We start from the raw sequence: 26,013 nt of genomic DNA, 5'->3' as shown, positions 1-26,013 counted from the left end.
AGGCTGATAAAGTTGCTATAAATGTGTTTAGTACCTTTTTTACTATTAAATACTGCGACTTGAAAGTACTTAAATAGGCAGTGGAGTTTTATGGATTTTTTATTTCCTGACAGCATGTCTTTATTTTTGTTTTTATTGTTAATGATCACCGCTGGCTTTACTTCTTTTATATCTGCTGCATTTGGTGCTGGTGGCGGATTAATGCTGCTTGTTGTTATGGCGTCGTTTATGCCAATGGCAGTTGTTGTGCCTGTGCATGGTTTAGTACAGCTTGGCTCTAATGCAAATAGGTTTTTACTCAGCTTTAAGCATATTGATAAAAGCATGTTTGTATATTTTGCGTTAGGCGGCTTAGTAGGGGCGGGGTTATCTAGTTTTGTAATTAATGATATATCGCTTGATGCAATGAAGTTCGTGGTCGCTATTTTTGTTATTTATTTACTGTGGGGTAAAACGCCACCTATAAAATTAACCTCTAAGGTGTGGCGTATGGTCGCGGGTTGCATTACTACTTTTATTTCTATGTTTGTGGGGGCAAGTGGCCCATTAGTTGGTAGCTGTTTATATATAAATAACTATGAAAAGTTAAAATTTACGGCAACGTTTTCGAGCATTATGAGTGTGCAGCATTTATTAAAAGCGATAATTTATGGCGCTGTTGGCTTTAGTTTTTGGCAATGGATACCGCTTGTAATTGCCATGGTAATAAGTGGCGCAGTAGGAACTTGGTTCGGAATTAAATTACTTAAAAGGATGTCTGGGGATAAATTTAAGCATATTTTTAGGATAGTTTTAACGTTATTAACGCTACAACTTGGTTGGCAAGGTATAAAAATATTACTCCACTAATTTGCTTAGTGGAGTAAATTTAATTTTATTAAACATAAATTATTTAAGCGGATTAAATAATTCATTGCGCCAAAAAGTTACTGATATAGAGCGACTATACTGTAATTTTTTGCCTTATCGATGAATTACATATTCTTTGTAATAATTGTTCATATGTTTAATTAAATTGGTATTAAAGCTTATTTAACAGCGGCTTTAATTGGCTTGTCGCCATCAAATAACTCAAAAATTCGATTGCTAATAAATGAGTTAGTCGCAATATGTAATAAAGCATTGGCTACGTTTTCGCGGCTAATTTTAGCTTTTGAGCGGTCACTTGGTCGCTGCGTTGTTACTTGCATTGATGCGCTTTCGTCAGTCAATGTACCTGGGCGAACAATAGTGTAATTTAAGCCACTATTTATTAAGTGCTCGTCGGCCATGTGTTTTGCTACTAAGTAAGGTTTTAAATCACCTTGAATCGAATCTGGATCGTCTGCACCAATTGAACTGACCATAATAAAGTGATTAACGCCGTGCTCTTTTGCAAATGTAGCTGCTTTTGTTGCAGCCCATAAATCAATGAGTACAGTTTTATCATCGCCTGTACTTCCACCAGAACCAGCAGCAAAAATTACTTGGTCACAGCCTTTCATTGCATCGCCAAAATCGCCTTCAAGATCTTGCTCAACAATAGTTAAAAAAGAGCTGTTTAAATCGCTTAACTTATTTTTGTCGCGCACTAATGCCACAACATTTTGCTCATTTTCTAAAAGTAGCTCAGTTGTCATTTTACCTATTTGTCCGCTTGCGCCAATAATTAGGGTCTTACTCATAATTAACTCCTTCCAATAAATAGTAAAAGTAATGTGCTTACAAACAGACCTTGGGGTAGGGGATTATTTTTAAAGGGTAAAAAAGAGTTTAAATGAGCTAATTTCAAAAAATACTTTAATTAAAGTGCGATGCTTAACTGAGTATTAAAATCAGCTGCTTTTGGTGTATTTTTTTAAACCTTTTTATTCAACCATTATACTCACTTCGGTCACATAACTACGGCGGTATAGACTAATACGGACTTTACGTTCTTGGTAATTATAAAACAAAGTGCGATATGTACTATTGCCATTTCTTTTTAAAGGTTCACCTAATTTTTGCTGATAAAAGCGAGTGATATCAGAAATTGAATCGGTTAAATAACCAGTACGTACCATTGGGTATTCGCTTGCTACGTCCATCGTTGTAACAAACTCTTCAGGAAGTGGGATTTCAGTGACGTTTTGGCTGAGTACGTTAAACGATAGAGTGCATAGCAATATGATTAAACATGCTAAAGTTTTCATTAGAGTCCTTTGAGTAATAAATTCCTTTTATTGGTACTTATTTTACCTGAATAAGCACCAATGTCATTTAAATTTTATTACGAATTAAGTCTCGCACTATAAATCGTGCAGGATGAATCGCTTGGCTTACACGTTCGCTTAATGGGCGGGGTTCGTTATTTAAACAACTTACGAGGTGGTCTGCACTTAGCGGTGCGCTACACAACGCGCGAGCACCAAAACCGGTAAAGATATGCAGGCCTTGTTGTGGTTTATTAAGTTGCTCGTACCGATAGCGTTTACCTAAACGTAGATTAGCAAAAGCCATAGTGTAATCACTTTGCTCGCACCATTGCCCTGCCATTGGTAGGTGATCTATAAATGTGCAGCGAACAGCCGCTTTTGCCGAGGTTATATTGCCAAGAGTGGAGGCAAATTCACTTTGCTGATAAAAGCTAAGTAGTTGCTCTTGGTTTAATTGGTTGTCGAGCGCTGTAACCTGGCGGCTTTTAGTGTTTTTTTCAAATGTGGCACCCATACAGTGATGATCTAAATAAGCCGGTGTAAAATACCCTTTATGGCATAGCACTGTTTTAAGTTTGCGTGATTGCTCACTTGCCTCAATATGTGAAACCTGACCGCGAACGCCTACTATTGGCAGCGCTTTTGTTTGCTCAAATGCATCGCTGTGCTCGCCTGCACAAATAATTACATCGCTAAAAGGGCCTAACAGCTCATTATTCGTTAATAAAAACCAACCGCTATCAGTTTTTTTAAGCTGCTTTATATTGCAGTTAAATAGGCTTTTAAATGGGCTTATGCTATTTGCAGCGCTTAGCATAGCGTTTACTAATTGTGGCGGGTTAACCCAGCCGCCTTGTTCAAAAAACACGCCTGAATAACCTGTCGTTACGCCGGCTATTTCATCGCCTTGCTCTGCGGTTACGTTACGCATTAGCTGGGTTGGCCACAGTTGCTTTTGTGCTAAGTTTTCGTGCTTATCAGCGAGAGGTTTTTTTACTGCGTGTTGTAATACGCCGCACCAATCGTAATCAAAATTAAAACCGCTGCTAAGTAAATTGTTATATAGGCGTTTGGCGTATAAAAAACTATGTGCAAACAATTCGCTGTGCGGCGAGTTTTTAGCTTGTAGGTGAGGGTAAATAGCGCCTTGCACATTATGCGATGCACCCATAGCGGGCTTTTCATCTTGGCAGAATAATTGGCTTGTTATGCCACGTTTTGCCAAGCTATATAAAATACAGCTACTGGCAATACCGCCACCTATTACAGCTACGTTTTTTAATGCGCTGCTATCTTGATTGAAATAAGCGGGGGTTGATTGAGCGTTATTAGTCTGTTTAAGTTGGCCAATAAGCATATTTTCTTTTTGATTAAAATTTTTGGCTTTTTCAGCACTAAAGCCAGCTTCTATTAATCCTCGTTGAACAAAGTCAGCGGCAGTAAAAGTCGATAAGGTTGCATTAGCTCTTGTTATATCAGCCATGGAGTTAAATAAACTTTGCTGCCACATATCAGGATTTTTACTTGGCTCAAGCCCATTTAAATACCAGGCATCAACAATTCCTGTTTGCGGGTAGCTCATTGCCTGTATGGATTCTAAAGCATCCCCAAAATATAAATCGAGAACAACAGTGCCATTATTAAATTCGAGCCGGTGGCACCCCTCTAAGTTAATAGGGTAGTTTGCTGCTAATTGCTCGCTTAAATGACTTAAAGTAGGCCAAGCGGTTAATGCTTGTTTTAAGTCGTTCACGGTTAAAGGGTGTTTTTCAAACGAAATAAAGTGTAAGCGTTTTACACTTTTTTCACATTCATTTTGAACTTGCATCCGCTTAAGGTGGTCAGTAAAGCGTTGCCATGTATTTAAAAAGTTTAAACCTGTGCCAAAGCCGGTCTCGGCAATAACAAAATGTGCTTGGTCATGATTTTGTAATCGTGCATCTATATTATTTTGCTCATAGAACACATAATGCGATTGAGCTAAGCCATCGACATTAGAAAAATAAATATCACCGGAGTCATTAGTCAAAGGTTTACCTAAATTATTAAAGTGACTATGTGCGTTTTTAATCATGATTTTTTAAATTTATGGATATATTTTTTAATTATTTTACGGGTTTTCTTTGAAATAGTCTGGCGTTATTTATATGCTAGCAGTTCAGAGTACAAGTGTACGCTAGAAAGCTGACCACTTAGGTGATTAAATTCGCGTAAAATAGAATGCAATTAAGTATTAAGCTAAGGGAATTACCCATGAGAAGAGCTGTAATTACAGGTATCGGTGTTGTATCAAGTATCGGTAACAACAAAGAAGAAGTATTAGAATCGTTAAAAACGGGCAAAAGCGGTATCGCTTTTAACCAAGAATTTGCCGATTATAAGTTACGTAGTAACGTATCGGGTAAAATTGATATTGACGTTAAAGCACATGTTGACCGTAAAGCAATGCGCTTTATGGGTGATGCTGCTGCTTACTCTTATATTTCTATGACTCAAGCAATTGAAGACTCAGGTTTGACTGACGACCAAGTATCAAATGAGCGCACGGGTATTATTGTTGGCTCTGGCGGTGGTTCGTCTAAGTGGCAAGTAGAAGCAGCTGATATTTTACGTGAAAAAGGCGTAAAACGCGTAGGGCCTTATATGGTTCCACGTACTATGGCGAGCACTACATCTGCTTGTTTAGCAACACCCTTTAAAATTAAAGGTGTTAACTACTCGATTAGCTCTGCATGTGCAACATCTGCGCATTGTATTGGTAATGCAGTAGAACAAATTCAATTAGGTAAGCAAGATGTTGTTTTTGCTGGTGGCGGTGAAGAACTACACTGGACATTGGCAATGGAATTTGACGCTATGGGCGCACTTTCTACTAAGTACAACGAAACACCAGAAAAAGCGTCTCGTACATACGATGCAAACCGCGATGGTTTTGTTATCTCTGGCGGCGGCGGTATTGTTGTAGTTGAAGAACTTGAACATGCACTTGCACGTGGCGCGCACATTTACGCTGAAATTGTTGGCTACGGTGCAACATCAGATGGCTACGACATGGTTGCTCCATCTGGCGAAGGTGCAGCACGTTGTATGCGCCAAGCTATGCAAGATGTAGACAGCATTGATTACCTAAACACGCATGGTACATCTACACCTGTAGGCGACGTTAAAGAGCTTGGTGCGATTCAAGAAGTGTTTGGTGGTAAGTCACCAATGATCAGCGCAACTAAAGCAATGACGGGTCATGCTCTCGGTGCTGCAGGTGTTCACGAAGCTATCTTTTCATTATTAATGCTAGAGCACAGCTTTGTAGCGCCTTCAATTAATATTGATGAGCTAGATGAGCAAGCGGCAGGTTTAGATATTATTACTGAACGTCGTGATGTTGAGTTAAATACTGTAATGTCTAATAGCTTTGGCTTTGGTGGCACAAACGCGACTTTAGTTATGAGTAAGTACAAAGGTTAATTTGAGCTTATAAGCCCTAAATATGTAAACACATGTCAGGGCTAAACTGCTTAAAACAAAAAAGGAAAGCCGAGGCTTTCCTTTTTTATTATCGAAAGTTAAATTAACCTTCGTTATGTTCTTTACGCGCTTGCTCAATTTCGTCAGCAATTTCTTGCGCTTTCTGCTTAGTTTTTTCAGTTAACTCGCCAGCAGCTTCTTTGCTTTTAATCCATGCATCAACCGCAATCTCTTTGCCGTCGTCGTACATGTCTAAGCCCATTGTTTTACTTTGCTCTAATAGCTCGTTTAAAGACTCATCATTTTTAAGATCGTTAGTTGTCTCTTTAACGTCGTTCCATGCATCACCAAGCTTTTCTTGCATTTGTGCGCTTTTATCTTTTGCATCTTCTTTTACTTCGTTGGCATCTTCACAACCAGTTAATGTAATTAAAGTGCCTAATAAAGCTAAACCTGCTAATTTATTCATGTGCTATCTCCTTTACAGACTGATAATTAATTCGAGGCAGACTATACAACAATGAAAATGAACGCCCCCGTAACAAAACGATTAAATTTAAATTAATGAATGAGCACGATTGGCCTCAATTATTTGAACTCGACCAAGACCCCGCCGTAATGCAGTATTTAACGCGAGGTGTACCTACCTCTTTAGAACAAATAAAAAATGAGGGAGTGCCTCGTATGCTCGCATATCGAAATGAGCTAAAAGGCTGGGGGCTGTGGAGTATCACTCTAAAGCAAACCAATACATTTATTGGCTGGGTATTAATAAGACCTATGAATTTCTTTAGTGATGCACCAAATTACAGCGATATTGAAATAGGTTGGCGCTTTAAACAAGCGAGTTGGGGGCATGGTTATGCAACCGAGGCGGCTATAGCATTATGTGATGAACTCATTAAGCAAGATGACGTTAAGGCGATAAGCGCAACTGCACTAAAAGATAATACGGCCTCTATAACAATAATGAAAAAGTTAGGCCTGCAATTTATAAAAAATTATATACATACAGATGAGCAAGGCGACTTACCCGCGGTACTTTATTCAAAAAACGTTTGAAGATGATTAAATATCAACAGCATAAAGATTGACCTGTCCTTAAGTGACGTGCATTAATATGGGCAACAAAAATAATAAATTAAGGATGTTGTATGGGATTGTTTTTTTCACCACGTAAATTAATCGTCAAAAGTGTACTGGTTTTACAGTTCACTACTTTTAGTGTTTTGGCGCAGCCTTTAGCGCAAAGCGCGGTCGCAATGCCAGACTCGTTCAGTGCCGATGCTGCTAAAAGTATATTAGAGCAAGGCGGTAATGCTGTTGATGCAGCTATTACGGCACAATTTGTACTTGCAGTGACGCTTCCTGAAGCCGGAAATATTGGCGGCGGGGGATTTATGCTTATTCAAAAAGATGGCAAAGGCGATTTTATAGATTATCGCGAAACAGCGCCAACAGCGGCTCATCGTGATATGTATTTAGATGAGCAAGGTAATGTTATTGCAAACAAATCAATATACGGCATTCACGCAAGCGGTGTACCTGGCAGTGTAGCGGGTATGTGGCTTGCACATCAAAAGCATGGCACTTTAAAGTGGGAAACACTAGTACAGCCTGCTGTAACGTTGGCTGAGCAAGGGTTTGTAGTTCCGCCTAAGTTAGCAAAAGGTGTTAGCCATTATATAGCCCATCTAAAAGAGCAAAAAATAAATGTAAACTTCGAAAAATATTTTGCTGATGTAAAAGCCAATAAAGTCTTTAAGCAACCCGAGCTAGCGGCAACGCTAAAGCGTATTCGTGATAACGGCCAAGATGGATTTTATAAAGGCGAGACTGCAAATATTATTGCTAAATTTATGCACCTGCATGGTGGTATTATTAATCAAGATGATTTAAAAAATTATACCGCTAAATCACGTACACCCATTAAAGCAAGTTGGAATGGTTATGAAGTACTTACTTCGCCACCGCCGAGTTCAGGTGGTATTGCTATTTTACAGTGGCTCAAAATGTATGAGTTACAAAAACCAAATGCAGGCTTAGCGCATAACTCGACTCAGTATGTGCACTTACTTTCTGAAATAGGTAAACGTGTATTTGCAGATAGAGCAGAGTATTTAGGCGATCCTGATTTTTTTGATGTACCAGTAAACGCGTTAACTAATATTAACTACCTCAAAGAGCGCAGTAATGGCATTTCGTTAACCGCTATCTCGACTACCGAAAATATTAAACCGGGCCTTAAAGAAAGTGAGCAAACTACGCACTTTTCAATCGTTGATAAAATGGGTAACGCTGTCGCAAATACCACCACAATAAACTTAGGGTTTGGTAGCGGTGTAGTTGTTGAAGGTGCAGGGTTTATTTTAAATGATGAAATGGACGACTTTAGCGCCAAACCAGGCGTTATGAATGTGTTTGGTGCAATAGGCGGTAAAGCTAATGAAATACAGCCACACAAGCGTATGTTGAGTTCTATGACGCCTACAATACTACTTAAAGACAACACCGTTAAAATGGTGACAGGTTCGCCTGGTGGCACAACCATTATTAGCTCTGTGTACGAATCTATCTTAAATGCGATAGAGTTTGATATGAGTGCAGAGCAGGTTGTAAATAGTCCTCGTTTTCATCACCAACTATGGCCTAAAAATATAATTAGATCCCATAAAGGTTTAACCGATAGCGTAAAAGCAGAGCTTACAAAAATGGGTTACACCATAGACGAGAGACACTTTGGTGACTTACACGTTATTATTAATAAAGAGGGTAAATTAGATGCTGCTTCTGAAGCATCAGGGCGCGGTAAATCAATTGTTTTTTAAATAAAAAAACACCGCGCTAAAAAGCGCGGTGTTTTAAACGTTAACGCTTATTGCGTATCAATTAAATCTTCAACACCCACTATTAGCCATGGAGCATCATCTGAAATTAGGCGTTCTAAGTGCCAAATTTCTAAAATAGGCTCTTCTTTTTTATCGCTTAAATCACGGTATTTACCTTTAAAGCGAACACTAACCTGCCACGATTGCGCATTTGTATCTGCACGCACAAGTTCGGCATCAATAAACATTACTTCAGTGTCTACGCTTTGTATTGCTTCACGCTCAGCTTTAAATTCGGCAACAAGTTCAGAGCTCAAGTATTCAGCCATTGTGGTGTAATCGGCATTATTCCATGCAGTTTGTAGCGTATGGTAATGACTACGGGCACCTTGCAAAAAGCCATTAACGTCAAAGTTAGGTGGTAAATTAAATGGCACACTTTCACCTTGCGGTGCATTGCTTGCAAAGCCTGTACTCATTGGCTGCTCAATCGGTGTTTGTTTAAAAGCATTTTGTTGAGTACTTGTACCTGCACTGGCATTTGCAAGTTGCGGTGCACGATTCGCACGTAAAAAACCGGTTACTAGCTTAAATAAAATAAATAGTCCGCCAGCTAATAAAATCATTTCCAATAGCTGAAAACCTTCAAAATCGTCGCCTAACATTGCTGCAATTAAGCCACCAGCTAAAAGACCACCCAAAACGCCAGCCATAATCCCTTTTTTATTTGATTTAGCTTTAGGTGCTGTTGATGCAGGCACATCTGATTGTTTATTTTGTGTGGTTTGTTGTGTTGCAGGTGTTTTTCCGCGTTTGCTGCTGCCAAACTTTTTACGTGCATGTGCATCAAAACTAGCAGTACATAACAATGCTAATAGTGAAAAAATAACGATGATGTTCCTCATGAAAACCCTTAATTTTAATCGAGCCGCGATTATAATTTACTTTAAGGGGAAATATAAATAATTACTTTTAAAATCAGATGGTTTGAGTGTAATTTAATCTATTTAATAGACACAAAAAAACCGCTTAATAAATATTAAGCGGTTTTTTAATTACGTAAAAATTATAACCAACGAATAGCGCCTGTAACGCGTTCGTTATAAGTATTTAGAGGTGCGCCAACACTTGCCACTAAAATAGTATCTGCTTGTGGACCACGATTAATATGACCTTCAAAGCGCTCGTCTTTGAAATTATCATCGCCAAAACCAAATGATTTATTTTCAGAAGGCACTATAAATACAGTCATTGGGCCAAAGTCAGACTCAAATATTAAGTGCAGACCTTTTTCGCCTTCAAAATCACAAAACATAGCGTACGTTACGGCACCTGGAAGTTCATCAAGATGACCTCCTAGAACTGCAAGCTTGTCGTTAACGCTTTGTAGGCTAATAGGCTCTTTTTTATCAAGCGCATTAATTTCGTAGTACACATGGGCTAGTGCATGTTCACCTGCTTCGTGCGCAATATTTTGCTCTGTACTAAAAAAGAATGCACCCATTGCTACAAAAAATGATGCGGCAAGCGCTAAATGTACTCGATCAAACTTAAAACGCGATCGGGCATCAACCACGTTTTTTCCCGTTGCTTGCTCTTCTTGTAGTGCTTTTTCTTTTAATGATGTGTTTAAAAGAATACGGTCTGCAAGATTTTCTGGCACAGGTATGTCTAAAGCATCTTGAATATACTTATCAAAATCTTTCATATCGTTAATAAAACTTTGTCGCTCTGGGTTACTGTTAGCAAACTCCATGAGCTCCTTGTCAATGTCGTTTGGCTGCGCAATAGTGCGGCGACGAAACTCAAGTTCATCCATTATTTTGATGCCCCTTTAAGTTGTTCATCATCACGGCTTAAAGCCTCTTTAAGTTGATTTCGGGCACGGTATAAACGAGTCATTACCGTGTTTTTATTTAAATTAAGTATGCCTGCAATCTCTTCACCAGAGCAGCCCATTACAACTTGCAGTAATAATGGTTCTCGGTATTCATCAGATAGCAGTGCAATCTGGCGTTGAATAACCGTTTGCTCCATTTCATCATCTAATGAATGGCTGGTTTCATCAACAAGCGTATCGTTTTCTACATCACTGTAATCAAACTGTTTACGCTCAAATCTGCGTGCGTTTTCTCTTCGTAATATAGTTAGCAGCCAGGGTTTAGCTGCTTTTTGATCAAGTAAAGAGTCGAGTGAACGCCAAGCGCGTAAAAACGTTTCTTGTACTAAATCATCTGCTATGTGCGGATCACGGCATAACCAATAAGCAAAGCGATAAAGCTCTTTATTGTAAACGTGGACCAAGGCTTCATAACGCTTTTGTTTCTCTGCCATATCGATTAAGACCTGATTGTTTGATTTTTTCTTTCCAAGCATAAGCACTTTTTTAATTAAAAATTATTATTTTTTGCAAAAAAGACCTGTTTATAGTCGTTATTAATCATAAAGATCTTTTAATACAGCTTGTTGCGATTTTAATGCTTGAGTTTGATAATTCTCAATAATTTTAATAATAGCATTAAGATCCGTGTTTGCGTCTTTATTGCTATAAAGTTGCGCCTGTAATTGGTTAATAAAACCATTTAGCTCACTACTATTTATGCGGCTACAAAGCTCATCAATAGCGCCCACATTTTTGTGGGTAACTTTTATAGCAAAGCTATTTAGTGCATTGTAAAAAGCTTTCACATCCTGTGTTTTAGCTAAAGCTTTAAGCTCATTTAAGTTTGGCTGAACAATACGCCCACTATTAATCTGTACTTTTTCAGTCGTATTTTTAGAAGAACGGGTAACTAGATAAAAAATTACAGTACCAATCCATAAAATATACCCTAAAGCGGCAACAACTATTAACCAAAGAGGAGTATCACTTTTAGTTTCAATACGTTGTGTGCCTGTCGCTTCATTCGAAACATTTTCAATAGCAGGTAAATTGTTTGGGTTTGATTGTGGGTTTGCCACAGCGGTATTAGGTGCAGTACTACTTGGCGTTACCGTTATAGTGCGCTTTGGTAATGTAGCTACGCTAATACGGTTCATTTTAGTATTAAACCAAGGCAGCTGTATTTCAGGTAAAGTGTAAGTACCTGGTTTTTGCGGTAATAATGCATACGATGCAGTTTGCTGCGATACAACACGTCCGTCACGTACTGCATTGTTATTTTCTTTTTTATCAGGGTAGCTGCGTATGCCATCAATAGTAGGCATTGTAATTTCAGGCAGTTGCTCTTTTGTAACACCAAGCGCGGTAAGTGTAATAGTACGTGTTATAGGCGTACCTACTTCTACGGTGTTGTCGTTAGGTTGCCATTCTTCATCAAGACTAACTAGCTCGCTTGGTAACCATGCGCCCTTGTAGTCACTCGGAATTGGTTTAATTTCTACTTGCTGATCGTCCCCAAGGGCCGATACTTCTAACTGACGATAATTTTGTTGTACTCGTCCTTGAAAAGCGGGGCCTGCAATAGTGTAAGCACCACTTTTTTGTGGCTGAATTAAATATTCGCGAGTAATAACAAGATAGCGTTTACCATCAACTAGCTCATAGCCTTCTGCTTGCTTACCCAATTGCGTAAGCTGAGCGTCTTCCATACTTGGTGTGCTTAAACTGCCATCAAGCAGTTCTTTTGCAAGATAAAGCTTAATAGTATAAACGCCGGCTTCTTGCACAAACAATGAATTACTCGATAGTGACGTTTTTAAAAATATTTCGTTATTTTTATCTGCATCAACAGAGCGTTTTGCTACTTTTAATTTAATAGGCTGTGAGGTTAACCCTGCAACGCTAAATGCCGGAATCGTGTATTCGCCCTCAGCACGGGTCATTAATTTAACCGACCACGTAGTTTGCTTATTAATGCTGCCATTAATAATGTTGGTACGAGAGCTTAAGCTAGTCGGGCCTACTACAAAGTCTTTTAACAGTGCAGAGGTGTCAGGTTGCTCGCCTTTAACTGTATCGTCTACGGATATATTAAGCATAAAAAATTCACCTGCTAAAACAGGGTTTTTATCTACGCTGGCTTCTAACTTGGTGGCAGCCCATGAAGGCATCGCACTTAATAGCAATAAACAGCAAAATAATCGCATTACCATGATTTTTCGACTCCTGTAGGGCGACGTTTATATTGTCTTTTTTGGGCTTCTAATTGCATTTTATTCCGTAATAAAATAGCCGGATCGTCCGGGACTTTTCTAAGTAGTTGATTAAGCTGTTGCGCTTTTTCTTTCTCTTCGTTAGTCAATTCGCTAGCTTGGGCTTGCATTGCCTGCTGTTGAGCATTTTGCTTTTGCTCATCACTAGCAGGTTGCTCGCTCATTGCTTGTGGCTTACTTTGTTGCTGCTCGTCTTTAGGTTGGTCAGCGTCTTTATTTTGTCCTTGCTCACTTTGTGGCTGGGCTTGCATATCAGGTTCATTTTGCTTGTCTGATTGCTCTCCAGGCTCACCTTGTTGATCTTTTGATTGTTCAGACTCTTTATCTGATTCTTTATCAGATTTTTCATCGCTGGGGCTTTGACTTTCGTTTTCGCCTTTTTCAGAATCGCTTTTATCACCATTTTGTTGCTGATCCTGTTTTGACTCATCAGAATTTTGCCCTTGGTTTTGCTCATCTTTTTTCTGGCTATTATCTTGGTCTTGAGAGTCGTCGCCGTCGCTTTGCTGATCTTGCTGGTTTTGTTGCTCTTGTTGATTTAGTAATTGTTCAACTAAAGTTTGGTTGTCAGCTGCTTGTGTAAAGTCGTCTTGTAAGGTTTGGGCTTGTTTGTAGGCTTCAATTGCGTCCTCAAGCTTGCCAGCTTTGGCAAGGGCATTACCGTAGTTGTACAAACCGCTAGCCGACTTATCATTACTAAACTCATTAAGTGCAGCATCAAAATTACCTTGCTGGTAAAGCGCAGCGCCTTTTAGTTCACTTGATTGAGCCTGTGTTGCTGCATCGTACTCTTTATTATTGTAAGCCTCTAATGCACGTTGATCTGCATTTTGCAAAAGAGTAGGGAGCTCTACGGCATACACATTTTGCTGGGGTAAAAAGCTAAATACTAAAAAAGCACCTAATAAGGCAGCGCGTCTAAATAAATACAAGCCAAATGGCAATAGCAGTAACAGTCCGTATATACCGGCATCTATTCGCCAAAGTGCATGGCTTTGTTTTTCGTCTTTTAACAATTCGCTTTGCGCGCTTGGAGCAAATGTATTTATGTCGTTATTACTAGGCTGATAGCTCGCAAATTTACCGCCACTGCTTGATGCTAAATTTTTAAGCTGAGCTGCATTAAGTGTAGGGACTACAATTTGGCCGTATCTGTCTTTCAAAAAACCACCTTCAGGTAATTTTATCGGTGCGCCTTGAGCGGTACCTACACCATATATATTTAATCTATATTGGGTGTTACTGGTAAAGCTACTCACGTCGCTTTGTTCTTGTTGGTCAATACCATCGGTTACTAAAATAATGTCGCCATCAATATAACCCGCTTGCGTTAATAGCTCTTTGGCCATATCAAGACCGGCTAAAACGTTTGAGCCTTTGTCTGGCATTATTTCAGGGCTCAAGCTTGGAATTAAATTACTAAGTGTTGTGGCGTCGTTTGTTAGCGGCGATATTATGTAGGCCGTGCCTGCGTAGGCTACAAGCGCGGTATCGCCTTCTTTAAACAGCTCAATCATATCAAGCGCTTTAAAGCGTGATTGCATTAAACGATTTGGTAAAATATCGGTGCTGTACATTGAGTACGACATATCCATAACAATTACGCGGGCACTTTTACTTTGAAATACGGGCACTTGTTTTTTCTCAAAACTAGGTCCTGCACTAAATAAAATGCCAAGGCTGCAAAACAAAGCAATAAGCCAAAGAGGTTGGCTGGCTTTAGTGTTTGATTCGCTCATTATAAATTGTGCTAAATGTGGTGCAATTAGCTGCTCACTGGTCGCTTTTTTATGCTTAATTAAGGCAATAAAAAATAATGCCACAGCAGGTATGAGTAACCATAAAAGAGCAGGGCGAATAAATTCAAAATCCATTAGTTTGGCTCCTTTAATGCACGCAGTGTACTAAGCATTACTTTTAAGCTAATAAGTAAAATAGCGATAAGTAATGGGTAGTAAAATAATGAGCTTTGTGGGCGAAATGTTTGTTCATCAGCGCTAATAGGTTCAAGCTTATCAAGCTCTGCGTAAATTTGTTGAAGGCCTGCTACATCTTTGGCTCTAAAGTATAATCCGCCAGTTTGCTCGGCAATCTTTTTAAGTAAGCTTTCATCTAAATTACTGCCGCTAGAGCCGCCCATATTAAAGAGGCTAAAACCACGTGGGTTATCTGAGCCAACACCAATGGTGTACACTTTAATACCTTCTTCGCGAGCTAGCAGTAGTGCATCTTCTGGGTTTAAATTACCAGCGGTATTTTGTCCGTCGGTTAATAGCACCACAATACGGTTACTTTCATCTTTATTGGCAAAGCGTTTTACCGAAAGACCCAATGCATCACCAATAGCTGTGGCGCGTCCCACTAGACCAATTTGGGCTTCGCTGAGCATTTTACTTACTGTTTTAACGTCGCGCGTTAGCGGGGTTTGTAAAAACGCGGTGTCGCCAAATAATATCAGCCCAAGCCTGTCGCCTTGACGCTGCTCTATAAAATCACTGAGTACGGCTTTTACCATGGTAAGGCGGTCAACATATTGGCCGTTGTAAGCCATGTCTTGTTCGGTCATTGAGCCTGATAAGTCAACAGCTAGCATTATATCGCGACCCTCATTTGGCAATGAGATTGGCTCATCTAGCCATGTTGGATTGGCAGCGGCAGTAACAAGTAATAACCAAATTATCCATTCGAAAGGATTTAAACGTTGTGCGTGTGGTTCAATACTTTGGCTGGTTAAATTGTGCTTTGCAAAACTGGGTATACGTAAACGCGTACTGGCATTACTTGCAGCAGGTTTTAATAGTAAAAGTAATAAAGGTAAGGGTAGTAATAAAAATAACCATGGCCAGCTAAATTCAAACATTTACTGACTCCTTTATTTTAAATTGTTTAATACCTTGGCGAAATTTTTCGCACAGGGTTGTATCTTTTTGGCTGGGGTTATACAAGCTTAGTATTTCTTGTTCTGTAAAGCTTAAGCCAGTAAGCGTATTAAGTGTTGTACACCATTTAGAGGTTGATTGCGCAGCAAGGCGCTTGTCGTAATATTCAATCACTAAACGTTTTAAAATAATATGCAGTTGCTGAGGGTTTTGCTCACTTTGGCTTAATTGTATTGCGTAGCGTTTAGGCTTTTTAAATTTATGTTTTTTATAAAATATATAAATAGCTGCGCACAGTGCTAAAAACAGCAGTGCAATAATAACCCACCAAGCAGGGGCAAGTGGCCACCAATTAACTTGGCTTGGCGCTATTATGTCGTGCAGGCCATCGAGTGGATTGGTTTGCATGGTTATTTTCTCACTAATTGCAGCTCAAGCGGTGTTGCTGCATTGAATGATATTAAGTTAAGACCCGATTTAGTTAGGCGATTAAAGCGCGTGCTAAATGCGTGTTCTGCATTTTTAGCAAAGCGTTCTCTAAAGCTGTTATCCATTAATGGTAGGGCAAAGTCTTGGCCATTTGCATTAACGGTAACGGCTTGCTTAAACGCAGGTAACTGATGCTCAAACGGATCGCTTATATGGCAACCAATAAGCTCGCAGTGGCGGCTTAATATTTCGAGTTGCTTAAAGCTGGCATCATCCAGAGCGTTAAAATCAGACACTAAATACACTAAGCTGCCAGGTTTTGCTAAATGATTAAGGCGCTTTAGGTTATCACTAAAGTTGTTAGTGGCTGCTTTATCAATGTTGTTGAGTGCTTGCAGGTGGTTGTCGCATAAATTATGACAAAGCTTAAGGACTGCTTTTTCGCGAGCACTGGGTTTTAGCTCCAAATGAGAGTGCTGATTAAACACAATGCCGCCAATTCTGTCGCCGCGCTGACACGCCGACCATGCAACAAGGGCGCTTATATGCGCCGCTTGAACCGACTTTAACAGTAACTTTGAGCCAAACAGCATCGAGTTTGAAAAATCAGTAAACACAAACACAGGGCGTTCTTTCTCTTCTTGAAAGAGCTTTGTGTGAGTTTCGCCGGTACGCGCAGTGACTCGCCAATCAATAGAGCGAATGTCGTCACCTTGCTGATAATGTCGCACTTCGGCAAATTCCATTCCTCGGCCTTTGTGCGGTGCAAGGTATTGCCCTGTTAAGGTATTTTTTATTTTTACCTTAGGGGCAAGCTCAAGCAATTGCGCTTTGGCTTTGTAATACATCAGCTCTTTAAGTGCTAAATTAACACCGTTGCTATGGCTCTCTTTAAGCCATGCTTGGGGATCTAATTGTTTTTGCATAACTTATGGTACGGCTACAAGTTCAACTATACGGCTTATTACTTGATCTTTAGTAATGCCATCGGCTTGGGCTTCGTAACTTAAAATAATGCGATGACGCAGGACGTTATGCACAACAGCTTGAATGTCATCAGGTGCTACAAAGTCACGGCTTTGAAGCCATGCATGAGCACGAGCACATTTATCAAGTGCTATTGTTGCACGCGGGCTTGCACCAAATTCAATCCAACTACCTAGTTGTGCATCTAATTTAGCGCCTTCACGGGTGGCAATAATAAGTTGTACTAGGTATTGCTCAAGCGGCTCTGCTAAATAAAGCCCTAGTATTTCTTTTCGGGCAGCAAATAAATCGCTTTGACTAATCTTTTGTAATACCGGCTGTTGTTCGTTAAGTGCTTCGCCGCGTGTTAAACGTAGTATATCAAGCTCATGCTCTGCGCCAGGGTAACCAATACTTAGGTGCAGTAAAAAACGATCCAGCTGGGCTTCTGGTAACGGGTAAGTCCCTTCTTGCTCTAGCGGGTTTTGTGTAGCCATAACTAAAAACAGCTCGCTAAGCGGATAGGTGTTTTTACCTACGGTAACTTGGCGCTCTGCCATGGCTTCTAACAATGCTGATTGTACTTTGGCTGGTGCGCGGTTAATTTCATCGGCTAAAATAAGGTTGTGAAAAAGAGGGCCTTTTTCAAATACAAACTCGCTAGTTTGTTGGCGGTAAATATCGGTACCTGTTACATCAGCCGGTAATAAGTCTGGCGTAAACTGTACGCGCTGAAACGAGCCTTCAATACCTTTTGCAAGTGCATTAACTGCACGTGTTTTTGCAAGCCCCGGAGGCCCTTCTACTAATAAATGACCATCAGCTAAAATTGCAATAAGTAGCGCTTGTGTAAGCTCTGGCTGGCCAATGATTTGTGTATCTAAGTACGTTTTTAATTGTGAAAATGCGTTAGCTGCCATAATAAGTGGACTGTCCTCGTCAGCTGGGTTTGTACCTAATAGTGTTAGGTGATAAATACAGACCTATTTATAAGGTTTATAATTGGGTAACTCAAGAGTTAGACTGTATTTTTTAAAATAGTTCGTTATTTTTTAACGATTTTTAGCGTACCACAAAACTTTGTAAATGCGTCTAAAAAAGCCTATTGTGATAGTCGTAATTAAACACTGTTTATATAAATTTGTGTTTTTCTATTGGCTTTAGCACACGGGTTGTTTAGAATCGAGGAAAACAAACAGGTCAGACCTGTCAGCGGGAGAGCATAAATGTCTGAGCAAAACATACTAAAAACACCAAAGGGCGACCGTATTGCCATAGTTAGCGGCTTACGTACACCTTTTGCAAAGCAAGCAACAGCGTTTCACCATGTACCTGCACTTGATATGGGTAAGTTGGTGGTTAACGAAATGCTTGAACGATTAAATTTCAATAAGTCAGAAATTGATCAACTTGTATTTGGTCAAGTAGTACAAATGCCAGAAGCGCCAAATATTGCACGTGAAATTGTATTGGGCACAGGTATGCCAGTATCGGTTGATGCATATTCTGTATCGCGCGCATGTGCTACCAGCTTTCAGGCAATTGCCAATGTAGCTGAGTCTATTATGGCAGGCTCTGTAAGTGTAGGTATTGCGGGCGGCGCAGATTCGTCATCAGTATTGCCAATTGGTGTAAGTAAAAAGCTAGCAGGCAGCTTAGTTGATTTAAATAAAGCGCGTACGCTTGGTCAACGCTTAAAAATATTTTCAAAACTGCGTTTAAAAGATTTATTACCAGTGCCACCTGCAGTTGCAGAGTACTCAACAGGCCTTTCAATGGGGCAAACTGCTGAGCAAATGGCTAAAACACATAACATTAGCCGTGAAGATCAAGATGCATTAGCACATCGTTCTCACTCACTTGCAACGCAAGCATGGGCTGATGGAAAGTTAAAAGATGAAGTAATGACGGCGCATTTACCGCCATATAAAAGCTTTATTTCAGAAGATAACAACATTCGTAAAAACTCAACGGTTGAAGGCTACGCTAAGCTTAAACCGGTGTTTGACCGCCAGCACGGTACAGTTACCGCAGCAAATGCAACACCGTTAACAGATGGTGCAGCGGCCGTACTTATGATGAGCGAAAGCAAAGCAAAAGCACTTGGCTACGAAATACTAGGTTACGTACGTAGCTTTGCATTTTCGGCAATTGGCGTAGAAAAAGACATGTTAATGGGCCCAGCTCATTCAACGCCTATTGCACTAGATAGAGCGGGTATTACCCTTGCTGATTTAGATTTAATTGAAATGCACGAAGCGTTTGCATCGCAAACACTTGCCAATATGAAAATGTTTGCCTCAGACAAATTTGCACAAGAGCATTTAGGTCGCAGCAAAGCAATTGGCGAAATTAACATGGATAAGTTTAACGTTAACGGCGGCTCTTTAGCATATGGTCACCCATTTGCAGCGACAGGTGCACGCTTAATTACGCAAAGCTTACACGAGCTTAAACGTCGTGGTGGCGGTTTAGCATTAACAACAGCGTGTGCTGCTGGTGGTTTAGGTGCAGCCTTTGTATTGGAGAGCGCGTAATGACTGATTCAGTATTTAATTTAGCGGTAGATGAAAATAAAATCGCCGTGGTAACGATTGATGTGCCGGGTGAGAAAATGAATACCCTGCGCAGCAGTTTTGCCGATGATTTAAAAGCATTACTAGAAGACGCTAAGTCGCAAAATGTAAAAGGCATGGTATTTATAAGCGGAAAAAGCGATAACTTTATTGCTGGCGCCGATGTGAAAATGCTCGATAGCGTTCAAAAGCGTGAAGATGCTTTAGCTATTAGCGAGCTATGTCATCAAGCGTTTTTTGATATGACAAAACTGCCATACACAACAGTAAGTGCGATTCATGGCGCTGCATTAGGTGGTGGTTTAGAGTTTGCTTTAGCATGTGATTACCGTGTTGGTACCGACAGTGATTTAACAAAAATTGGCTTACCAGAAGTACAACTTGGTTTACTTCCAGGTGGCGGCGGCACCCAGCGCTTAACCAAAATTGTTGGTATTCAAAAAGCACTTGAGTGGATGCTAACAGGTAAACAAATTCGCCCTACGCAAGCTAAAAAAGCAGGCGTGCTTGATGATTGTGTACCGCACAGTGTGCTGCTAAAAGTTGCAAAAGAATTTGCCGCGAAGAAAAAGCCACAAGCAAAAGAGCCAAAGCTCGACAATATTAGTAAATTACTAGAGTCAAACCCGTTTGGTCGTAACTTTATCTTTAAAAAAGCAAAAGAAAACGTACTTAAAAAAACGGGCGGGCACTACCCAGCACCACTAGCTATTATTAAAGCAGTGCGAGCTAGTGTAGAGCTTGATGAGCTAAAAGCGTATAAAACAGAAGCTGAAAGCTTTGCAACACTTGTAATGAGTGACGAATCGAAAGCGCTTCGCGGTATTTTCTTTGCAACGACTGAAATGAAAAAAGAGTGGCGCAATGATGACGCACCCGCAATAAGCAAAACTGCTGTTTTAGGTGGTGGACTAATGGGCGCAGGCATTGCGCACGTAAGTGCTGTTAAAGCTAAAGTACCGGTACGTATTAAAGATGTAGCAGAGCAGGGCATTAGTAATGCAATGAGCTACACCTATAAAATTTTAGATAAGCGTCTTAAGCGTCGTATTATGTCTAAAGCTGATGTGCAGTTAACGATGAACCGTATTACAGGTACAACTGACTACAGTGGCTTTAAACACATTGATTTAGTAATAGAAGCGGTGTTTGAAGACCTTGCACTTAAGCAAGGTATGGTTGCAGACGTAGAGCAGCAATGCCAAGCAAATACAATTTTTGCAAGTAACACGTCATCATTACCAATATCGCAAATTGCAGCGCAGGCAGCACGTCCTGAAAATGTAATTGGCTTGCATTACTTTTCACCAGTGGAAAAAATGCCATTAGTGGAAATTATTCCACACGAAGGTACGTCTCAAGAGACCATTGCCCGCGTTGTTAACTTTGCACGTAAGCAAGGTAAAACGCCAATTGTTGTAAAAGACATGGCCGGTTTTTACGTCAACCGTATTTTAGCGCCTTACTTAAACGAAGCTGCTAACTTAATGTTAGCAGGCGAGCCAATTGAAAAGATTGATGCAGCGCTTGTTGAGTTCGGTTTTCCGGTAGGCCCGCTGGCTCTACTTGATGAAGTAGGTATTGATATTGGCTCTAAAATTGCCCCAATTCTTGAAAAAGAATTAGGCGAGCGTTTTAAAGGCCCTGATGCATTTATGCGTATGATTGATTCAAAACGCCTTGGCCGTAAGTCTGGTCGTGGTTTTTATGAATACGATAAAAAAGGCAAAAAGGTTGATGAGTCAGTTTACGAACTATTGGGTGTTACCCCGGCTCCACGTTTAAACAAGAGCGAAATTGCTAAGCGTTGTGTATCGCAAATGCTTAACGAAGCAGTACGCTGTTTAGATGATGGCATTATTGCCAGCCCACGTGATGGCGATATCGGTGCAATATTTGGTATTGGTTTTCCACCATTTTTAGGTGGCCCGTTTAGCTATATGGATAAATTAGGCGCAAGTAAAATAAGCTCTGATATGTCTACATTAGCTAACAGCGATGCTAACTTTGCACCATGTGAATCACTGGTAACAATGGCAAGCTCTGGTGCTACTTTTTATAACGCAACACATGTTGAGGTTGTAGCTCCTGAAGTACAAAGCACTGAGTCACAAGAGCAAAGTGTAACTGAGCCTGAAGTTACCAAAGAGATTGAAACGAAAGAATAAAGTTTCTGCTATCTAAAAAAACCGCATTTAAATGCGGTTTTTTTATAGTTTTTATAAATAAATGAGGAGCTTAATGACATTATTTACACAAAGATTGAGCATATACCAAATGGAAGAATCTGATTGGCCTCTTTTTCTTGCGCTTCATCGCGATCCTCAAGTCCTCAAGTATTGTTTTGATATGCCAATGGAGTCACTGGTAAGAAACCGCTTTGAGATACGCTTGCCTAAGTGGAATGCTAAATCACGTCATCCCCTGTGTTTACTCATTATTAATAATCAAACAAAACAACCTGTGGGTGTTACAGGTTTTGCCTATGACGGAGAAACCGCAGAGCTTGGTTATTTATTATTGCCAGAGTATTTTAATAAAGGCTACGCGACAGAATCCCTAAGAGCTGTGATTGACTGGGCTTGGAAAGAATGTGGTATTAGGCAGTTTAAAGCAGTCGTAACGCGTGGCAATATTGGTTCTGAAAAGGTGCTTGGTAAGTGCGGTTTAACCCATACCGATACACTTTTTAAAGTGCATACAATAGGCGAAAAGTTATATGACGATTTAATTTATACGCTTAAGGTGTAGGGTTTTAATGGGCTAGTAGCCTAGCCCAAAAAGTGTTTACAAGTGAAGTGAAATAGCTTTTCGGTCTTTTTCTGGCATGTTTTCTACGACTAAATTAAATGAGTTATCAATCATTCTCTCAATTTCACCTTGTGGAATTGTGCCGTCTAAAATTACTGTGTTCCATAAGCGTTTATTCATATGGTAACCAGGGATCACTGCCGGGAAAATATCACGCAATGATATTGCTTCATCAGGATCGCACTTTAAGTTAAGCCACCAAATAACCTCACCATCATCATTAGTTTGACCGTCATTGCCAATAGCAAGAGTCGCAAACATTTTATGATTCACTTTATATACATCAACCTCTTGCGCAAATGGTTTTGTAACCTGAACAAGTGGTTTTTTAACTAAATACTCATGTACTTTTTTCTGGTCCATGATCCATTCCTTGAAGTCATACTCGGTAAAGCTACCATAGCAGTTTTTTTCACATTTGATTATATGTATTTTAGTATAAATTAAAATTTTACAAGCTAATACAACATGTAGCGTAAAACCAACGTAATTTTAGTTGAACAAAATCCAGTTCGTGGTATGTTTCTGGCAATCAAAAAAATAATAGGAATTCACACATGCCAAAGGCGAGTGATGTTAAAAAAGGTACTGCTATTGACTTCAATGGCCGCGTTTTAGTTGTAAAAGATATTGTGCGCTCTGTGCCGCAAGGTCGTGCTGGTGGTAGTTTATACCGTATGCGTTTATACGATGTGGTAACCGGTGGTAAAGTTGACGAAACATTCAAAGACAGTGACATGCTAACGCTGGCTGATTTAACACGCCGTGAAGTAATGCTATCGTACATTGATGGTGACGAGTATGTGTTCATGGATAATGAAGATTACACGCCTTATAACTTAAGCAAAGATGCTATTAGCGAAGAAATTTTATTTGTTAATGAAGAAACACAAGGCGTACACGTAATTGTTATTGATGGCGCGCCAGTAGGGCTTGATTTACCGTCAAGTGTTGAACTTGTTGTTGAAGAAACAGACCCATCTATCAAAGGTGCATCTGCGAGTGCTCGTTCAAAACCTGCACGTATGTCTACTGGCTTAAATATTTCTGTGCCAGAGCATATTTCAACAGGTGACCGTATCCGTATTAATACTGTTGAACACAAATTTATGGGTCGTGCTGAAAAGTAACGCGTAAATTATAATTTTAAAAGCCGAATCTGTGTTTAACAGCTTCGGCTTTTTTGTGCGCGCGGGGGATTTGTTGCTTTAAATTTAATCACGTTAGCGTTAGAATAAGTGCCGTATTTTTGAGCAACTTTAAAGGGTAATTTTGTTTATAGTTTTACTAAGCAGTGCATTTATAGCTTTAATGTATTTAGAAGCCATTAAAAAAGGTATGCCAATTAAGCGATGGCTTATTTTAGGCGGTTTACTTGGGCCTGTGGCCTGGTGCTTATTTAATCTACATTATCGCCGTGCTTTAGTAAGAAATGTAGGTATAAATGCGTGTATATGGCGCCCTTAATTTATCGACGCCACATTTTTATTTTTTCTAATTAAGCTTGGGGCTGCTTTAGTTTGTTGCTGCTTTAAAAATTCAGTAAATTCACTTTTTGATAGTGGCTTAGAATAGTAATAACCTTGTACTGTTTCGCAATTAAGCTTTTTAAGTATATCAATTTGATGAGCTTGTTCTACACCTTCAGCAACTACATGCAAATCAAGGTTATGCGCAATAGTGACTATTGAGTCGACCATATTACGCCCACGTTCGTTGGTCATGTCATCTATAAATGCTTTATCTACTTTAAGTGTATTAAGCGGAAATTGCTTTAAATACGCTAATGATGAATAACCAGTACCAAAATCATCCATTGCTAAATGAATACCTCGGGCACTTAACGAACGCATAATTGCAATGGCTTCTTTAGGGTCGTCCATTACAGTACCTTCTGTTATTTCAAGCTCTAAAAAGTAAGAAGGTAATTCGTTTTTTTGCAAAATAACGTCAATACGAGAAGTTAAATCGGGGAGGCTAAATTGCTTTGCTGATAAGTTGACAGCTACTCGGCCGCTAAATAAACCGCTATCTAGCCATTCTTTTACGTCTCTGCAGGCTTTGTTTAATACCACTTCACCAATTTCAATTATTTGGCCAGTTTCCTCGGCTATAGGTATAAAAACTCCCGGACTAATAATGCCTTTTTTGGGTGTAATAAAGCGCACTAATGCTTCCATTCCGGTTAGCTTGCCTGTGCGAATATTCATTTTTGGTTGGTAGTACACTTCAAAATGGTCTTCTTTTAAACCAAAGCGCATGAGGTTTTCAATTTGCAGTCGTTTAACGGCTTGACGGTTCATCGTGTCGTTAAAAAATAAGTAGCTGTTACCTTTCTTTTTAGCATGATACATCGCGGTATCTGCATTTTTTAAAAGCAGTTCAGGCGTATTACCGTCTTCTGGAAATAATACAATGCCTACACTTGAGGTGATTGCCAGTTCGTGGCCAGCCATTTTAAATGGTGTAGCAATGGCTGCTAAAAACTGTTTTGCCATACGTGTAATTACATGTATGTCGTTAGTGTCAGACATTACAAGAGCAAACTCATCGCCGCCTAAACGATAAAATACATCATTTTCGCGGGTTAGTTTATTTAAGCGCATTGCTAGTTTAGCTAATAAGCTGTCACCTAGTTGATGCCCTAACGAGTCATTTATTTTTTTAAAGTTATCTAAATCGAATACAAGCAAGGCGTGATGCGAGTTGAGCTTTACTAGCTTTTGCAAATCAGTAAAAAATAAATTTCGGTTAGGCAGACTAGTTGTGCGATCTCGATTCGATAAGTTATGTAACTGCGATTCGGCTTTTTTACGCTCTGTTAAATCTGAATAAACAACGACATAATTAGTTATTTGATTTTGATCGTTTTTAATTTCATCTATCGATATTTCTATAGGCAATAAAACACGCTCACTATTACGAAGCTTCACTTCTTGTTGGATATGTTCGCGCTCTTTTACTATTTCAATAATTCTGTTTGTGTAGCTTGGCTCATACCCAGATAGGTTGAAATCTTTTCCTAAGTATTGCTCGCGTACGCCACCAAACAAGGTTAAAAAACTCGGGTTTATATCAACCAGTTTAAAGTTTTTATCGTAAATTGCTAAGGCGTCAGTGAGTGATTCAACACATTTAGCAAAAAGGTTTAAGCGCTCTTCCGTTGATTTTAACTGTGATATATCGCGAACGGTACCTGTCATTCTAAGGGGTGATAAGTTGGCGTCTTTTTCAATTATTTTTCCGCGATCGAGTACCCAATGCCAACGACCAAATGTATCTTTGATTCGGTAGGTGGCTTCAAAAAAAGCAGACTGCTCTGCAAAGTGTACTTTTAACAAGTGCTCAACGTTATTAATATCGTGAGGGTGAATAAGGCCTTTGTTTGGCGGAAACCCCATTAAGGTAGTCGAATCCATTAAGTACTTATCGTTAATACGAATAACTTCGCCTGTTTTTATGTTCCAGTCCCAAAGTGTATCGCCGCTACCTTCTACAGTACTTTTAAGGCGTTTTTCCGAAAGACGGAGTTGACGGCGTGAGCGTCTAAGTTTGTGGATTACAAATAACAGGTAGGGCAAAGCAAGCGCTATAATGGCGCTTGCTAGTATAAGTATATTGTCGGAGTTGTAATTAAATGATGACTCAAAGGCAAAAAGCTCAAATGAGTAAGCAAGTACTACAAGCATGCTTAGTTTTATTATTATTTTTATCATTTTTTTATTACTTC

23 protein-coding genes and 1 pseudogene are annotated in these 26,013 nt (G+C 39.6%); 9 read left to right on the top strand and 15 right to left on the bottom strand.

The window, feature by feature from the left end:
• Positions 1–90: 90 nt before the first annotated feature.
• Positions 91–849, top strand: coding sequence for a sulfite exporter TauE/SafE family protein (locus I6F50_RS16265; RefSeq protein WP_166419205.1), 759 nt, complete (start codon positions 91–93; stop codon positions 847–849).
• Positions 850–1,028: 179 nt separating this feature from the next.
• Here I6F50_RS16265 and I6F50_RS16260 read toward each other — a convergent pair whose 3' ends face one another.
• From I6F50_RS16260 to mnmC, 3 genes are all read right to left on the bottom strand, one after another.
• Positions 1,029–1,664: an NAD(P)-binding oxidoreductase gene (locus I6F50_RS16260; protein WP_166419204.1), complete on the bottom strand. Its 636-nt coding sequence runs from the start codon at positions 1,662–1,664 to the stop codon at positions 1,029–1,031.
• A gap of 183 nt (positions 1,665–1,847) precedes the next feature.
• Positions 1,848–2,171, bottom strand: coding sequence for a hypothetical protein (locus I6F50_RS16255; RefSeq protein WP_197176732.1), 324 nt, complete (start codon positions 2,169–2,171; stop codon positions 1,848–1,850).
• Positions 2,172–2,238: 67 nt separating this feature from the next.
• Positions 2,239–4,248, bottom strand: a complete 2,010-nt coding sequence (gene mnmC, locus I6F50_RS16250) for a bifunctional tRNA (5-methylaminomethyl-2-thiouridine)(34)-methyltransferase MnmD/FAD-dependent 5-carboxymethylaminomethyl-2-thiouridine(34) oxidoreductase MnmC (protein ID WP_166419202.1) — start codon at positions 4,246–4,248, stop codon at positions 2,239–2,241.
• Between the two features lie 179 nt (positions 4,249–4,427).
• Between mnmC and fabB the strand changes: the two genes are divergently transcribed.
• Positions 4,428–5,639 carry a beta-ketoacyl-ACP synthase I gene (gene fabB / locus I6F50_RS16245; RefSeq protein ID WP_166419201.1) on the top strand — a complete coding sequence of 404 codons (1,212 nt, stop codon included), beginning with the start codon at positions 4,428–4,430 and terminating at the stop codon, positions 5,637–5,639.
• 103 nt (positions 5,640–5,742) lie between these two features.
• Here the strand turns inward: fabB and I6F50_RS16240 are convergent, their stop codons facing one another.
• Positions 5,743–6,108 carry a hypothetical protein gene (locus tag I6F50_RS16240; protein ID WP_008169794.1) on the bottom strand — a complete coding sequence of 122 codons (366 nt, stop codon included), beginning with the start codon at positions 6,106–6,108 and terminating at the stop codon, positions 5,743–5,745.
• Positions 6,109–6,159: 51 nt separating this feature from the next.
• On the opposite strand from I6F50_RS16240, the pseudogene I6F50_RS16235 reads away from it, so the two are divergent.
• Together I6F50_RS16235 and ggt are read left to right on the top strand one after the other, a co-directional pair.
• Positions 6,160–6,701 (top strand): annotated as a pseudogene (locus I6F50_RS16235) (GNAT family N-acetyltransferase).
• Positions 6,702–6,793: 92 nt separating this feature from the next.
• Positions 6,794–8,467, top strand: coding sequence for a gamma-glutamyltransferase (gene ggt / locus I6F50_RS16230; protein WP_166419199.1), 1,674 nt, complete (start codon positions 6,794–6,796; stop codon positions 8,465–8,467).
• A gap of 47 nt (positions 8,468–8,514) precedes the next feature.
• Here ggt and I6F50_RS16225 read toward each other — a convergent pair whose 3' ends face one another.
• The 9 genes from I6F50_RS16225 to I6F50_RS16185 all read right to left on the bottom strand — a co-directional run bounded on the left by I6F50_RS16225 (position 8,515) and on the right by I6F50_RS16185 (position 17,816).
• Positions 8,515–9,372 carry a Tim44 domain-containing protein gene (locus tag I6F50_RS16225; RefSeq protein ID WP_197176729.1) on the bottom strand — a complete coding sequence of 286 codons (858 nt, stop codon included), beginning with the start codon at positions 9,370–9,372 and terminating at the stop codon, positions 8,515–8,517.
• 161 nt (positions 9,373–9,533) lie between these two features.
• Entirely contained in the window at positions 9,534–10,286 is a 753-nt protein-coding gene (locus I6F50_RS16220; protein ID WP_197176727.1) for a DUF3379 family protein, read from the bottom strand.
• Entirely contained in the window at positions 10,286–10,843 is a 558-nt protein-coding gene (locus I6F50_RS16215) for a sigma-70 family RNA polymerase sigma factor (protein ID WP_032827217.1), read from the bottom strand. Before I6F50_RS16215 ends, I6F50_RS16220 begins: the two co-directional genes overlap by 1 nt.
• Before the next feature lie 60 nt (positions 10,844–10,903).
• Positions 10,904–12,562 carry a BatD family protein gene (locus I6F50_RS16210; RefSeq protein ID WP_197176725.1) on the bottom strand — a complete coding sequence of 553 codons (1,659 nt, stop codon included), beginning with the start codon at positions 12,560–12,562 and terminating at the stop codon, positions 10,904–10,906.
• On the bottom strand, positions 12,556–14,496 hold the full coding sequence (locus I6F50_RS16205; RefSeq protein ID WP_197176723.1) for a VWA domain-containing protein: 1,941 nt from the start codon (positions 14,494–14,496) through the stop codon (positions 12,556–12,558). The genes I6F50_RS16210 and I6F50_RS16205 overlap by 7 nt, the downstream gene beginning before the upstream one ends.
• Positions 14,496–15,482: a VWA domain-containing protein gene (locus I6F50_RS16200; protein WP_166419194.1), complete on the bottom strand. Its 987-nt coding sequence runs from the start codon at positions 15,480–15,482 to the stop codon at positions 14,496–14,498. Before I6F50_RS16200 ends, I6F50_RS16205 begins: the two co-directional genes overlap by 1 nt.
• Positions 15,475–15,909, bottom strand: a complete 435-nt coding sequence (locus I6F50_RS16195) for a DUF4381 domain-containing protein (protein WP_004335624.1) — start codon at positions 15,907–15,909, stop codon at positions 15,475–15,477. The genes I6F50_RS16200 and I6F50_RS16195 overlap by 8 nt, the downstream gene beginning before the upstream one ends.
• A 2-nt stretch (positions 15,910–15,911) precedes the next feature.
• Positions 15,912–16,856, bottom strand: coding sequence for a DUF58 domain-containing protein (locus tag I6F50_RS16190; RefSeq protein ID WP_197176721.1), 945 nt, complete (start codon positions 16,854–16,856; stop codon positions 15,912–15,914).
• Positions 16,857–16,859: 3 nt separating this feature from the next.
• A complete protein-coding gene (locus I6F50_RS16185) occupies positions 16,860–17,816 on the bottom strand; it encodes a MoxR family ATPase (protein WP_197176719.1) in 957 nt (318 codons plus the stop codon).
• Positions 17,817–18,122: 306 nt separating this feature from the next.
• Here I6F50_RS16185 and fadI point away from each other — a divergent pair, with 306 nt between their 5' ends.
• The 3 genes from fadI to I6F50_RS16170 all read left to right on the top strand — a co-directional run bounded on the left by fadI (position 18,123) and on the right by I6F50_RS16170 (position 22,223).
• The gene (gene fadI / locus I6F50_RS16180) at positions 18,123–19,433 is read left to right on the top strand and encodes an acetyl-CoA C-acyltransferase FadI (protein WP_004335629.1); all 1,311 of its coding nucleotides are present in this window, start codon (positions 18,123–18,125) and stop codon (positions 19,431–19,433) included.
• On the top strand, positions 19,433–21,640 hold the full coding sequence (gene fadJ, locus I6F50_RS16175; RefSeq protein ID WP_165729177.1) for a fatty acid oxidation complex subunit alpha FadJ: 2,208 nt from the start codon (positions 19,433–19,435) through the stop codon (positions 21,638–21,640). The genes fadI and fadJ overlap by 1 nt, the downstream gene beginning before the upstream one ends.
• A gap of 73 nt (positions 21,641–21,713) precedes the next feature.
• Positions 21,714–22,223: a GNAT family N-acetyltransferase gene (locus I6F50_RS16170; protein WP_007580595.1), complete on the top strand. Its 510-nt coding sequence runs from the start codon at positions 21,714–21,716 to the stop codon at positions 22,221–22,223.
• Positions 22,224–22,259: 36 nt separating this feature from the next.
• Here I6F50_RS16170 and I6F50_RS16165 read toward each other — a convergent pair whose 3' ends face one another.
• Complete coding sequence (locus I6F50_RS16165) at positions 22,260–22,646, bottom strand: MmcQ/YjbR family DNA-binding protein (RefSeq protein ID WP_007580596.1); 387 nt, start codon at positions 22,644–22,646, stop codon at positions 22,260–22,262.
• 194 nt (positions 22,647–22,840) lie between these two features.
• Between I6F50_RS16165 and yeiP the strand changes: the two genes are divergently transcribed.
• Both yeiP and I6F50_RS16155 read left to right on the top strand, forming a co-directional pair.
• On the top strand, positions 22,841–23,413 hold the full coding sequence (yeiP, locus tag I6F50_RS16160) for an elongation factor P-like protein YeiP (RefSeq protein ID WP_007580599.1): 573 nt from the start codon (positions 22,841–22,843) through the stop codon (positions 23,411–23,413).
• A gap of 142 nt (positions 23,414–23,555) precedes the next feature.
• Positions 23,556–23,750 carry a hypothetical protein gene (locus I6F50_RS16155; RefSeq protein WP_007580601.1) on the top strand — a complete coding sequence of 65 codons (195 nt, stop codon included), beginning with the start codon at positions 23,556–23,558 and terminating at the stop codon, positions 23,748–23,750.
• Here I6F50_RS16155 and I6F50_RS16150 read toward each other — a convergent pair.
• On the bottom strand, positions 23,747–25,999 hold the full coding sequence (locus I6F50_RS16150) for an EAL domain-containing protein (protein ID WP_007580604.1): 2,253 nt from the start codon (positions 25,997–25,999) through the stop codon (positions 23,747–23,749). The genes I6F50_RS16155 and I6F50_RS16150 overlap by 4 nt on opposite strands.
• Between the last annotated feature and the right edge of the window lie 14 nt (positions 26,000–26,013).

The sequence above is a fragment of the Pseudoalteromonas sp. NZS127_1 genome, from assembly GCF_015864295.1.
In the GTDB taxonomy this organism is placed as follows: domain Bacteria; phylum Pseudomonadota; class Gammaproteobacteria; order Enterobacterales; family Alteromonadaceae; genus Pseudoalteromonas; species Pseudoalteromonas arctica.
This window is presented reverse-complemented; position numbering and strand designations above follow the sequence as displayed.